Source organism: Dactylosporangium sp. CS-047395, assembly GCF_050942185.1.
Taxonomy (GTDB): Bacteria; Actinomycetota; Actinomycetes; order Mycobacteriales; family Micromonosporaceae; genus Dactylosporangium.
This window is the reverse complement of record NZ_CP192015.1, coordinates 3,441,389-3,453,044: the sequence shown is the minus strand read 5'-3', so window position 1 is coordinate 3,453,044 and position 11,656 is coordinate 3,441,389. Positions and strand designations below refer to the sequence as shown.

Below are 11,656 nucleotides of genomic sequence, written 5' to 3'. Positions count from 1 at the left end.
GTCTTGACGGAGTGAGTACTCACTCCGTACAGTTCCCGGCATGACAGAACCTCAGGCCCCCCGGCGGCGCGCGCCGGGCATGAGCACCGAGCAGCGCCGCGAGATGATCCTGCAGAGCGCGTTGCCCCTGGTCGCGGAGTACGGCAACCGCGTCACCACGGCCCAGATCGCCCGCGCCGCGGGCATCGGCGAGGCCACCATCTTCCGCGTCTTCGCCGACAAGGAGGAACTCCTGCGGGCCTGCATCGCCCGCGCCCTCGACCCGTCCCACCTCATGCGCCAACTGGAGACGATCTCGCTGGAGCAGCCCCTGGACGACCGCCTGCTCGAGGCGGCCGAGGCGCTGCAGGCCCACCTGGGCCGCATGGGCGCCGTGGTCGGCGCGCTGCACTCGACCGGCATGCACGCCCAGCGCACTCCCCCGGGCCCCGGCTCACCGGCCCCGGACCGCGCCCGCTCCCAGGCCGAGACGAAGGCCGCGGTGGCCGAACTGTTCGAGCCGGACAAGGACCGCCTGCGCCTGCCGGTTTCGGTGGCCACGGACGCGTTCCTGGGCTTCATGTTCGCCCGCGGCCGCTCCCCCCTGGCCCCGGAGGTGACGACGGCCGATCTCGTGGACCTGTTCCTGCACGGGGCCCTGGCCCGCTAGTCGCCGAACGCCTTCAGCAGCTGATCCTCGGCCGCGTCCAGATAGGCCGCCAGCGCCTTGTCGGCCGCCTTGGCATCGCCCCGCGCGAGCAGCTCGTAGATCTCCCGATTCGTCTTGAGATACGGCTCGTGAAACTCCCGCGGCGCCGACATCACCAGAAACACGAGCCGAAGCTCAGCCAACAGCCGGCGCACCGTCTCACTGACCCGGCGGCTGCCCGCCAGTCCGGCAACGGCCTGGTGGAAGCGCATGTTCGCGGTACCCACCGCAACCCAGGCACCCTGCTCCGCCGCCGCCTCGGCCGACTCCACCGCTTCCCGGACGCGATCGACCGCGCCGTCGGGCGCATCCTTGACCCCGCGAACGGCCGCACCCTCCAAAATGCGCCGGATACGGTAGAGGTCGCGTACGTCCTCGGCGGTCAGCTCGCGGACGAACACGCCCCGATTGAACTCGTGCGTGAGCAGTCCTTCGTGCGACAACAACCGAAACGCCTCACGGAGCGTGTTGCGCGAGACCCCGAGCGCCTCGCGCAACGCCTCCTCACTGAGCCGCGTACCGGGCGGAAAGACCCCTTGGGTGATCCGATCCCGCAGCACATCGGCGACGCGCTCCCCATAACCACCGCGATCAAGCTGCGCACGGTCATCGGCGAGCGCAAGGGCCCAGTCCTCGGGAGCAGCAGCACGCGTCACGCCCAGCAGCATCGCACAATGCCGGATCGTTGAACAATCCGTGCCAACGCTAGTCTCGTCGGGTGCCCGTGATCCGCATCGTCGCCGCCGTGGTCCGCGACTCCCAGGGCCGCTGGCTCCTCGTCCGCAAGCGCGGCACCACGGTGTTCATGCAGCCGGGCGGCAAGCTGGAGCGCGGGGAGACCCCGGCCGACGCCTTGGTTCGCGAACTGGCCGAGGAGCTTGGCTTGTCGGTCGACCCCGCGGCGTTGGGCCACCTCGGGCGGTTCGAGGCCCCGGCCGCGAACGAGGCCGGTTTCACCGTCGACGCGGACGTTTTCACCGCCCCGCTCACCGGCCCGGTGTCGGCGCAGGCCGAGATCGAGGAGTTGTACTGGCTCGACCCGGCCCACGCCGACGACGTACCACTGGCGCCGTTGTTGCGTGATCACCTTCTACCGGCCGCCTAGGGCACGCTCAGCCGATCAGCTCGTAGACCGAGTCGGGCGCCTCGATCGCGCCGGAGGGGACGGTGACCTTCTCGATCGAGCCGTACGACGTGAAGGTCAGCTCCATCGCCAGGTTCTCGTCCACCGAGGCGCCGTCGATGGTGAAGACGGTCAGGCGGTTCTGCTCGTCGACCGTGGCCGTGAAGGGCAGCGTCTTCGCGCCCGGCTTCTTCGCGGCCGCGTCGGTCGGGGCCATGATGCCCTCGGCGCCGGTGACGTCGATGGTGCCGGTGTAGTGGGTCTTGTCGGTGCGCTTGACGTCCGCGACGTCGGACAGCAGGTCGGTGATGCCCGTGTCGAGTTTGCCCGACTTGTCCAGGGGGATCTGGGCGCCGGTGATTTTGCTGTTGTCGACGTGCATCCAGGCTGTGGGGTTCATGCCGTAGTGCTGGTTGATCGTGTCGCCGAAGTCGGCCTTGATCCAGAATTCCGGGGCGATGACGGTGTACGCCACTGAGACCCGCGTCTTCGTCCCGTCGCCGAGGCCGAGGTCGACGTCGCCGCCGATGCCGAACGCGCCGGTGCCCGCGGCGGAGTCGACGCGGCCGCCGCCGGTCATCACGCCCTGCTTGATGCTGAAGTTGTACGCCGTCGTGTCGAGCTGCTTGATGGCCTTGGTCAGTGCCTCCTGCGGCGGTACGTTGGCCGCGTTCTGCACGGTCCGGCCGGCGGCCGGCATCGTGCTGGTGCTCGTGCTGGTCGAAACCTGACAGGCGCTCAGCGACACGAGTGTGAGCGCGCCGGCGAACATGACGGTTATGTATTTCATGATGTGTATACCTCCAGAAGTGTTGCTCCCTGGAGGGTAGGAAAGGCGCCGCAGCCGGGACTACGACGCCTTTCACAGTGTCGGGAACGTTCCTAACCCGCGACGCGCAGGAAGTCCAGCTCCGCGTAGCCGGATGCGCGCGTGAGCACGAGCCGATTCGCTCCCGCGCGCAGGGTGACGGTCGCGGTGGCCAGGCCCTCGTTCGCGTCCTGGGCGGCGGTGTCGAACCAGTGGCCGGTCGGCGCGTAGGCGATCGTTCCTTGTTGGGCGCCGTCCACCGCGATGGTGTGCGTCGCGCCTGAGGTCGTGCCGTTGTTGTAGCCGACCTCGATGCGGTACGTGCCGTCGGCCGGGGCGTCCACCACGAATCCGACCGAGCTGTCGGCGTGGTCGATGCCGCCCACGAAGTCCGGGAACTCGTTCCAGCGGAAGCCGTGGATGCCCGCGTGCGTCACGGTGGCGAGCTCGGCCTCGTACCGGTGGGTGTCCGGGCGCACGTCGATGGCGTCGAGCTCGGCGTAGCCCGCGCCCTTGGCCAGCCGGACGGTGTTCGTTCCGGCGTGCAGGCGCAGGCGTTTGGTCGCCGTGCGCAGTTCGGCCGGCGACCAGCCCGCGGCCGTCGTCCGGTACGACACCGAGCCCTGCGCGGTCCCGTCCACCGACACCAGGTGGCTCGCCGCGGACGTGGTCGCGTTCGCGTACCGGATGCGCATGGTGTAGATGCCCGCGATCGGGGCGTTCACGGTGAACGCGACCGAACTGTCGGCGTGGTCGATGCCGCCGACGTACCCTCCGGACGTCGTGGGCGCGGTGCCGTACCGGATCGCATGGGTGACGTTCGCGTTCTCGGCTTCGTACTTCGTGGAGTACACGATGGACGGTCCCGGCGCCGAAATGACGATGCGGTAACCGTTGTAGCCCTCCATGCGCCGGATCGGGACGCGCAGATGGCCGTCCGGGCCGACCGTCATCGCCTTGTCGAACAGGTTGTAGGTGGCGTCCTGGGCGTCGCCGCCGCGCTCGACGGTGCGATCGGCCGCGCCCGGGTCGACGTCCCACAGCGCCGCGTCGAGCTGCACCCGCACGTTCGGGCCGAGTCCGCGCGCGGCCAGGCCGGTGACGTCCACGTCGATGTCCGCGTCCTCGCCGCCGAGCAGCACGGTGAGGCTGCGCGCGCCGGAATCCCAGCTGGCCAGGCCGTCGGCCGCCTGATAGTGCCTGGCGTCCCAGCGGCTGACGAACGCGCGCTGTCCCTGCATCGACTTGTACCAGTGCATCATCTGCCACCCCGCGTTGGGTTTCGCGGTTGTACCGCATGTGCGTCGCAGGGTGTTCCCCAGCAGCCCGGGGTTGGTGTAGATGCCCATCGAGGCATAGTCCACCCCGGAGCGCTCGAACTCGGCCCAGTGCTTGACCATCGTCCCCGGAACGCCCTCGAAGTCGCCGGTCCCGGGACCGTACTCCTCGATCACCACCGGCAGCGGACGCCCGGGCACGCCGAGCTGCGTCTCCAGTGGACGGTAGTAGCGCGCGAGGTCCTCGGGCACGTCACCGGGGCTGGGGCCGAGGCTGTGCCAGCCGATCAGGTTTGGGCTGGTGCCGGTCGCGACCGCGTTGGCCAGGAAGGCGCGCATCCGCTCCTGCTCGGCCGGGACCCAGCCGGAGTAGTGCTCGAAGTTCGGTCCCATGATGGGGATGGACTGATCGATCGCGCGAATCCGCCGGAACGTCTGGGTCCACAGCCAGTTGAACTTGGCGTCGTACGTCGCACCGGGGATGGACGCGTCCGTGCCGAAGCCGCCCTGCAGCTTGTTGTCCGGCTCGTTGAACGGCGCGACGGCGTACAGGACGTCCTTGTAGCTCTGGACGGAGCGGGTGGCACTGTCCACCTTGGACATCCAGTCGTTGAGGCCCTTCCACTGGTACGGCCAGCCGCCCATCAAGTCGTTGTAGCGCCCGATCATCTTCGTCCCGGTGCCGCGCAGGGTCGCGGCGACGGCCTCGGTCGACGTCGGGTAGCTCGCGTCGCCCTGCGCGCTCTGGTGCTGGCTCAGGTACAGCTGCGAGCCGGCGATCAGGTCACGGGGCGTGGTGGGGGTGGCCGCGACGCCGAACAGCGTGCCGAGGCCGGCCTTCTTGAGCGGGCCGGACAGCTGGTTCGCGTCGACGGCCACCACCTCGGCGGTCGCGTCGGCGGCCCGGGCCGGCGGGAGTCCGGCCCAGATCGACGCCGCGACCAGCAGGGTGGCGGCTCCTGCGAGTACGAGTCTCCTCATGGCAGCACAGCGTGCGGTGGGAGCGCTACCGGGACAAGCTGTTTCGAAAACCATGGATGGACTGGGCGCGGCGGAATTAGCGTTCATCGCTGTCCCGGGTACACCGCCATGTCCCATCCGAGGAGTCACATGCTCAAGCGTTTCCGCGCACTCCTGCTCGCCGCGGCCACCGGCGCCGCGGCCGTCACGATCGGGGTCGCCTTCGCCCCGAGCGCGCACGCCGACACCGCCATCTGCGAGAAGTACGGCTCGACGGCGATCGCGGGCGGCAAGTACATCGTGCAGAACAACAACTGGGGCGACGACACGACCCAGTGCATCAACGTGACCGGGTCCGGCTTCAGCCTGACGCGTTCGGACCACAACAAGCCCACGAACGGCGCGCCCGGGTCGTACCCGTCGATCTATGCGGGCTGTCACTACGGCAACTGCTCCAGCGGCTCCGGCCTGCCGATGCAGGTGTCCAACCCGGCGTTCCAGAACGTCAGCACGAGCGTGTCGATGAGCTACGCGGGCGGGCAGTGGGACGCCGCGTACGACATCTGGTTCGACCCGACGGCCCGCACCGACGGGCAGAACACCGGCGCCGAGCTCATGGTGTGGCTCAACCACGCGGGCGCGCCGCAGCCGGTCGGCGGGCGGGTCGCCACGGTGAACATCGCCGGGGGTACGTGGGACGTGTGGTTCGGCAACATCGGCTGGAACGTCGTGTCGTACGTGCGCACCGCCGGCACCGGCTCGATCGCGTTCAACGTGCGCGACTTCTACAACGACATGCTCGGCCGCGGGTACGCGCAGAACAGCTGGTGGCTCACGAGCGTGCAGGCCGGCTTCGAGCCCTGGCAGGGCGGCGCGGGCCTGTCCGTCGGCACCTTCAGCTACAGCACCTCGGGCAGCACCAACCCCGGCGGCGGCCAGACCATCGTCGGCCAGGGCTCCGGCCGGTGCGTGGACGTCGACGCGCAGGGCACGGCCGACGGCACCAAGGTCCAGCTGTGGGACTGCAACGGCAGCGGCGCGCAGAAGTGGGCCCGGTCGGGCAACACCTTCGTCAACCCGCAGTCGGGCAAGTGCCTGGACGTGCGCGGCCAGGGTACCGCCAACGGCACCCAGGTCTGGCTGTGGACGTGCCTGGGCAACCCGGCCCAGCAGTGGGTGGTCAACGGCAACGGCACCATCGTGAACCCGAACTCCGGCAAATGCCTGGACGCCAGCGGCCGCGGCACCGCCAACGGCACGATCCTGCAGATCTGGGACTGCTACAGCGGCGGAACACAATCGAACCAGGTTTGGAGCCTCCGCTAAAACCAGACCCGTCGGACCGGGTGCGGTCTTGAGGGGGTGTGGGTGGAGCGAAGCTCCCCCACCGCTTTTCAGGACATCAAACGGTAACCAAGAGCGCTGGTGCGACCATCCGCCGCTAGGAAGAGCTGTAAGAACTGCAGGGCGTCGCCGTCGCGGCGCCCTGCGGGGTGTGGTCGACCTGCAGGGTGCTGTGCGTGATGCGGTACTCCTCACGCAGCAGTTCCTCGATGGACACTCGCGCGGCGTGGCAGTCGCGGTGTTCGGCCACGAGCACGTGGGCCGACAGCGCCGGCTGCCCGCTCGTGATCTCCCAGACGTGCAGGTCGTGCACGGCGGTGACGTCGGGCAGCGCGGCGAGCCGGCTGCCGAGGGCGGGCGGGTCGATCCCGCTCGGCGCCGCCTCCAGGAAGATCCGCCCGGACGCGCGCACGAGCCCGATCCCGGCCTGGACCATGAGCGCGACGACGATGAGGGTGGCGATCGGGTCCGCGCGCGTGAACCCGGTCGTCACCACGACGAGCCCGGCGACGGCCGTGGCGACGAACGCCCACAGGTCGTTGAGCACGTGCTGGAACGCGCCCTCGATGTTCAGGCTCGAGCGGTTCGCCCGCGACATCGCCCAGGCCGCGGCCACGTTGACGGCGACTCCGGCGAGCGCGGTGACCAGCACGAGGCCGCCCTCGACGGCCGGCGGGTGGATCAGCCGGCGCACGGCCTCGACCGCCAGCCACGCCGCGAGCAGCAGCATCGTGAGCCCGTTGGCCTGCGCGGAGAGGATCTCGGCGCGTTTCAGCCCGAAGGTGTACCCGCCTTTGGCCGGCCGTCCCGCCAGCCGCATGGCCACCAGCGCGAGCACGATCGCCCCGGCGTCGGTGAGCATATGGGCCGCGTCGGAGAGCAGGGCGAGCGAGCCGGCGGCGACGCCCACCACGACCTCGGCCGCCATGAACGCGCCGATCAGGCCGAGCGCGAGCCCGAGCCAGCGCCGGTCGGCGTGCCCGTGTACCGCGTGATCGTGCCCGTGCCCCATCGCTCGCCCCTCACATATGCGCGACTCCGCATATGAGGCTACCCTAACTCCGCCGTCAGGGACAGCGGCTGTCCAGTTCATGCAGCTGGGCGGCGGTCCAGCGCTCCTCGCCGTGCCGGTTGACCAGCACCAACCCGGCCACGGCGGGCGGGCCGGCCGGGCAGAGCGGTCCGGCGGCGCCGCGCAGCAGGCTGACGAACCCGGCCCGGTCGAGGTCGTGCTCGGGGCGGGTCGGTTCGAGGGAGACGACCAGGATCTCGTGGTCCGCGGCGGCCCCCGTCGCCGGGAGCACCCCTTCCCCGGTGACGACCGCCAGCCGGTACGTCGTGTTCGTCCGGACATCCGCCAGCGCCGGCGACCGGTCGTCGAGCCGCAGCCGCACGTCCCCGTCGTTGCGGAGCAGGTTCGCGGCGAACTCGAGCTCGCGCCGGAACGCCAGCTGCTCGGTGGCGGGCGCCGCCCCGGACGCGTTGCGCAGGATTCCGGCGAGCGCGGCGAGGTTCTCCACCCGCCCGGACCCGGTGATCGCCTGCACCTCGGGTATCAGCTGCCCGGACACGCTCAGTTCGAGCGCGCCGATGAACAGCTGCCGGTCCTGCGGCGGGAGCGAACCGCGCCCGCGCACCATCGCGTCGGCCGCACCGAGCAATATCGTCTGCAGCGCCGGGTCGAGCTCCCGCACCCGGCCCGACTGCGACGGATCGAGCCCGAGCGCGGCCAGCCGCTGCCGGGGTGCGGGGTCGAGGCCGTCGAGCGACGGGCAGTACACCTGCGCATGGGTCGTCGTCGTTCGCCCGGGATCGGCGAACGTCATCGCCGGGGTGGTCGCCGCCTGCCCCGGGGCGAGCACGCCGAGCTTCACGGTGCGCGGCCCCGGGCCCGGATCGACGGCGGCGAGCACCGTCACGTCGCACGGCGCGTCCCCCACGTTGACCACGCGCACGCTCCACGAACACTGCCCGCGGGCGCACCCGCCATCGTCGGGCTGCACCGAGAACCGCGGCGCGGTGAGCCGGACGGCGTCCCGCACGGCCGGCGGCTCGGGCGCGTCGGCGGCCGCGGCCCGGTCCGGCGGCGGCAGCACCTGCCCGACCTGTGCCCGCACCTCGGCCAGCGCGGCATCGTCCGGTGTGGACAGTGCGACCCCGACATAGGGCGGCACGGTGCTCGGCTGGTACGCCGGCCCGAACCGCAGCACGGCGGGTCGCACGGCCGCCGTCGCGGGTCCGTGCCGCGCGGCCGGTTGCAGCGGCCCGAATCCGGTCAGATGGCCGCCGAACCACACCACGGTGCGCGGTTCCTCGCGCGTGACGAGTAGCAGCCAGTCGTCATTGTCGATGACGTCGGCGTCCTTGCCGCGCCACGGCACCGTACCGCCGATTTTGGGATGCCCGGCCGCGGCGAACCGCACCGATTCGGCCACGCCCTTGGGCGTCAGCGCGCGGGTGATGTCGATCGGCAGGATGAGCCCGTCCTCCGGCAGGATCCACCGGTCGGCGAGCGCCGACGCCTGCCCGGGCGCGCGCCGCGACCACCAGCCGACATCCGCGCGCACGACCGTCCGCGTCCCGTTGGTGCGCACCTCGGCCCGCCCGCCGCCGGGATCGCTCACCACACCGGCCCCGAGCCCGTCGGCGGTGACGGTGAACTCGGCATCGACCAGTGCTCCATGGCGATCGCCAAAGGTCAAGGCCGCGGTTGTACCGCGAGCGCCCGCGATGTCCCGCACCGCCGCACCGACATCGGTGCCGTCCGTCCGATCGTCGTCACCGAACAGCCCGACGACCGCCACCACCCCGACGGCGGCGACGGCGAGCGCCAGCCCACCCGCGACCAGCCCGGCGCGCAGCCGCCTCGGTCCGCGATCGGCCACGCCGCCACCCCCGGTCACCGAACGTCATCGATGCACAGCGCAGCGATCGTACCGCTCACGAACGGGCCGCCGGTCAGCCGCCGAAGTGCTCGACGTACTCGGCGTCGGCGCAGCTGTCCCAGTCGTCGAGCGACCACCGCGCCCAGGCTCGGCCCGGGCCCGGCCCGACCCGCTGGGCGACCTCGACCGGGCGGCCCCGCGACCACAGTTCCGCCCGCTCCAACGAGTCGATGGTGCTGCCGATCGCGTCGAGCACCGTGTCGGCCACGCCGTAGCTGCGCCACTGGCCGAGGAAGTCGCGCCACGGGTACGCCGACGCCGGCGTGGTCGGGCTGTCCAGCTGGGCGTCGCCGAGGACCGAACGGTCGTTCTCGGCCCGGCGGAGCCACAGCCCCTCGGCGCGCCAGGGTTCGCCACCGCCGGCCGGGATCAGGCGCACCTCGTCGTACCAGTACTCGCAGATCCGCCAGTCGACGGTCCCGGCCAGGCCCGCGGTCCGGTGGCCGATGCGATCGAAGTCGGCGCCGCTGTCGAGGTAGCGCACCCACACCGACCGCAGCCGCTCGCCGATCCCGTCCCAGATCTGCTCGACGGCCGACACCCCGGACCACCGCGCGCCGTACTGCACGTCGACGACCCCGGCCCGATGCCACACCGGCACGTGGTAGCTGCCGCGCCCGGGATCCATGAGCAGCCCGAGCACCTCCTCGGCCGCCACCTCGGCCCCGTCGACCGGCTGGACGCGCACGAACACGGTGGCGATGTTGGCCATCGCCCCTTCCTACCACGGCGACAGGAAGCTGCGCACCGGGTGCGGGTGGTAGGAGTCGAACAGCGCGAAGTTGATGAACGGCGTAGCGGTCACCCCGAGCAGCGCGAAGATGCGGTTCAGCTTCAACATCGATGCGCGCCGCGGCCCGTTTCCGGCCAACAGGTTCGCGGCGCCGGTGAGGACGGTGCCGGCCACGAGCACCTCCTTCGCCGTGACCATGATCTTCGCGTCCTTGGCGAGCGACCGACCGTACAATGTGCGCCGTTCACTGAGCCAACCGGTCGCGATGGCCGCGTTGAGCAGCAGGTCGTGCTTGCCCGGCCGGCCGAACGCCGCCGCGGCCAGTCCGAGCCGCCCGATCGAGGCGGCCGTGCTCTGCGCGATCGTCATGATGATGACCGTCCGTTCCGTCGGATGAGCGGCTCGTCAGGTGAACAGCCGGAAGACCGTTCCGGGCCGGTACGAGCGCAGGACGTTGAAGTTCACGCGCGGCGTGAACCCGATGGCCGCCGCCGCGAAGGTGCGGTTGAGCGTGCGCAGGGCCGTGAACCAGCGGTAGTACATCCGGCCGCGCGCCGACGCCTCCGGTGCGAGGTTGCCGTCGTCGTCCAGCGGTACCCCCTGCGGAAACGCCCGCTCGACGAGCTGCCCGGCGGCGATCCCGGCCAGGTTCGTGAGCGCGGACCCGGCCACGGCGAAGTCCTTCAGCCGCACCGCGTCGTCCGTTGGCCGGTCCAGATGGCGTTGTGTCCGCAGCGTGTGCTGCTCGATCACCCAGCCGCCGGCCAGCATCGCATTCGCCGCGAGGTCGAACCTGCCCCACAGCCCCTTGCCCCGCTGCGGACCGCCGACGAGCGCCGCGGCCGCGCCGAGCTGGTGGATGGACGCCGCTGAAGTCGTGAGCAAACTCATCGGTGACCCCCAAAGCGGAGTGTGGTCACAGGACAAATCTCCACGTCTCGCGACCAACGGTACCCCGCACCGCATGCGAGGATGTCCCGATGTTCCAGCCGATCCCCGCGGTACGCACCACGCTCACCCATGCCAACTGTGTCGTGTCGACGCCGCCCGGGTTCCGGCCGCTGCTGCTCGACCTGCACGTCCCGCCCGGCGACGGGCCGTTCCCGGTCGTGCTGTGGGTGCACGGCGGCGGCTGGATGACCGGCAGTCGCATCTGGACGGTCGATCAGCGGTTCCACGAGCGCATGCTCGCCCGCGGGTACGCCGTCGCCGATGTCGACTACCGGCTCGCGTCCGAGGCCACGTACCCGGCCCAGCAGGCCGACATCGAGGCGGCCGTCCGCTGGCTGCGCCACCACGCGACGGCGCTGCGCATCGACTCCGAGCGCCTCGCGGTGCTCGGCGAGTCCGCCGGCGGACAGCTCGCCGCGATCGCCGCGCTCACCGGCACCGGCGACACCGCGATCCAGGCCGCCATCCTCTGGTACGGCCCGGCCGACCTCACCCACCTGCGCGACCCGGACGACCCGTTCACGAACCTGGCCGTCCTCTTCGGCGGCCCCCTGCGCGAACGCGCCTCCGTCGCACGCCTGGCCAGCCCGCTGTTCAACCTTCGCGCGGACGCGCCGCCGTTCCTGCTCGTCCAGGGCACCGAGGACGACATCGTGCCGTTCTCCGAGGCCGTCGCATTCGCCGAGGCCCTGCGCGCCGAGGGCGTCCGCTGCGACGTCCTGCCCGTGGAGGGCGCGGGGCACGTGTTCGTCGGCGCGTCCGTCGAGGTCGGCACGCTCACCGAGGCCGGCGCCGACTTCCTCGACGACGTGTTCGGCCGGCGCTGA

Annotated in this window: 12 protein-coding genes; 4 read left to right on the top strand and 8 right to left on the bottom strand. The window is 71.2% G+C overall.

Features of this window, described 5'->3' with window-relative positions; all coding sequences use genetic code 11:
- Positions 1 to 40: 40 nt before the first annotated feature.
- A complete protein-coding gene (locus ACQP00_RS16180; RefSeq protein WP_433219788.1) occupies positions 41 to 649 on the top strand; it encodes a TetR/AcrR family transcriptional regulator in 609 nt (202 codons plus the stop codon).
- Here ACQP00_RS16180 and ACQP00_RS16175 read toward each other — a convergent pair.
- A complete protein-coding gene (locus tag ACQP00_RS16175) occupies positions 646 to 1,356 on the bottom strand; it encodes a GntR family transcriptional regulator (protein ID WP_433219786.1) in 711 nt (236 codons plus the stop codon). The genes ACQP00_RS16180 and ACQP00_RS16175 overlap by 4 nt on opposite strands.
- 50 nt (positions 1,357 to 1,406) lie before the next feature.
- Here ACQP00_RS16175 and ACQP00_RS16170 point away from each other — a divergent pair, with 50 nt between their 5' ends.
- On the top strand, positions 1,407 to 1,793 hold the full coding sequence (locus ACQP00_RS16170; protein WP_433219784.1) for an NUDIX hydrolase: 387 nt from the start codon (positions 1,407 to 1,409) through the stop codon (positions 1,791 to 1,793).
- Between the two features lie 7 nt (positions 1,794 to 1,800).
- Here the strand turns inward: ACQP00_RS16170 and ACQP00_RS16165 are convergent, their stop codons facing one another.
- Both ACQP00_RS16165 and ACQP00_RS16160 read right to left on the bottom strand, forming a co-directional pair.
- Positions 1,801 to 2,601 (bottom strand): hypothetical protein, encoded by an 801-nt coding sequence (locus ACQP00_RS16165; protein WP_433219782.1) that lies wholly within the window; start codon positions 2,599 to 2,601, stop codon positions 1,801 to 1,803.
- Between the two features lie 92 nt (positions 2,602 to 2,693).
- Positions 2,694 to 4,877, bottom strand: coding sequence for a CBM35 domain-containing protein (locus ACQP00_RS16160; protein ID WP_433219780.1), 2,184 nt, complete (start codon positions 4,875 to 4,877; stop codon positions 2,694 to 2,696).
- A 129-nt stretch (positions 4,878 to 5,006) separates the two neighbouring features.
- On the opposite strand from ACQP00_RS16160, the gene ACQP00_RS16155 reads away from it, so the two are divergent.
- Complete coding sequence (locus ACQP00_RS16155) at positions 5,007 to 6,182, top strand: RICIN domain-containing protein (protein WP_433219779.1); 1,176 nt, start codon at positions 5,007 to 5,009, stop codon at positions 6,180 to 6,182.
- Positions 6,183 to 6,297: 115 nt separating this feature from the next.
- Here the strand turns inward: ACQP00_RS16155 and ACQP00_RS16150 are convergent, their stop codons facing one another.
- The 5 genes from ACQP00_RS16150 to ACQP00_RS16130 all read right to left on the bottom strand — a co-directional run bounded on the left by ACQP00_RS16150 (position 6,298) and on the right by ACQP00_RS16130 (position 10,769).
- Positions 6,298 to 7,212, bottom strand: coding sequence for a cation diffusion facilitator family transporter (locus ACQP00_RS16150; RefSeq protein ID WP_433219777.1), 915 nt, complete (start codon positions 7,210 to 7,212; stop codon positions 6,298 to 6,300).
- Between the two features lie 55 nt (positions 7,213 to 7,267).
- Positions 7,268 to 9,085, bottom strand: coding sequence for a hypothetical protein (locus ACQP00_RS16145; protein WP_433219775.1), 1,818 nt, complete (start codon positions 9,083 to 9,085; stop codon positions 7,268 to 7,270).
- 73 nt (positions 9,086 to 9,158) lie between these two features.
- Positions 9,159 to 9,857, bottom strand: a complete 699-nt coding sequence (locus ACQP00_RS16140; protein WP_433219774.1) for a hypothetical protein — start codon at positions 9,855 to 9,857, stop codon at positions 9,159 to 9,161.
- A 9-nt stretch (positions 9,858 to 9,866) separates the two neighbouring features.
- Positions 9,867 to 10,247, bottom strand: a complete 381-nt coding sequence (locus ACQP00_RS16135; RefSeq protein WP_433219772.1) for a hypothetical protein — start codon at positions 10,245 to 10,247, stop codon at positions 9,867 to 9,869.
- Between the two features lie 36 nt (positions 10,248 to 10,283).
- Positions 10,284 to 10,769: a hypothetical protein gene (locus tag ACQP00_RS16130; RefSeq protein WP_433219770.1), complete on the bottom strand. Its 486-nt coding sequence runs from the start codon at positions 10,767 to 10,769 to the stop codon at positions 10,284 to 10,286.
- Between the two features lie 89 nt (positions 10,770 to 10,858).
- Here ACQP00_RS16130 and ACQP00_RS16125 point away from each other — a divergent pair, with 89 nt between their 5' ends.
- Positions 10,859 to 11,656, top strand: a complete 798-nt coding sequence (locus tag ACQP00_RS16125; RefSeq protein ID WP_433219768.1) for an alpha/beta hydrolase fold domain-containing protein — start codon at positions 10,859 to 10,861, stop codon at positions 11,654 to 11,656.

Bases quoted from the DNA above. Each gene is read 5' to 3' on its own strand.
- ACQP00_RS16180 (WP_433219788.1), top strand. From the start codon at position 41: ATGACAGAACCTCAGGCCCCCCGGCGGCGCGCGCCGGGCATGAGCACC.
- ACQP00_RS16175 (WP_433219786.1), bottom strand. From the start codon at position 1,356: ATGCTGCTGGGCGTGACGCGTGCTGCTGCTCCCGAGGACTGGGCCCTT.
- ACQP00_RS16165 (WP_433219782.1), bottom strand. From the start codon at position 2,601: ATGAAATACATAACCGTCATGTTCGCCGGCGCGCTCACACTCGTGTCG.
- ACQP00_RS16160 (WP_433219780.1), bottom strand. From the start codon at position 4,877: ATGAGGAGACTCGTACTCGCAGGAGCCGCCACCCTGCTGGTCGCGGCG.
- ACQP00_RS16155 (WP_433219779.1), top strand. From the start codon at position 5,007: ATGCTCAAGCGTTTCCGCGCACTCCTGCTCGCCGCGGCCACCGGCGCC.
- ACQP00_RS16150 (WP_433219777.1), bottom strand. From the start codon at position 7,212: ATGGGGCACGGGCACGATCACGCGGTACACGGGCACGCCGACCGGCGC.
- ACQP00_RS16140 (WP_433219774.1), bottom strand. From the start codon at position 9,857: ATGGCCAACATCGCCACCGTGTTCGTGCGCGTCCAGCCGGTCGACGGG.
- ACQP00_RS16135 (WP_433219772.1), bottom strand. From the start codon at position 10,247: ATGACGATCGCGCAGAGCACGGCCGCCTCGATCGGGCGGCTCGGACTG.
- ACQP00_RS16130 (WP_433219770.1), bottom strand. From the start codon at position 10,769: ATGAGTTTGCTCACGACTTCAGCGGCGTCCATCCACCAGCTCGGCGCG.
- ACQP00_RS16125 (WP_433219768.1), top strand. From the start codon at position 10,859: ATGTTCCAGCCGATCCCCGCGGTACGCACCACGCTCACCCATGCCAAC.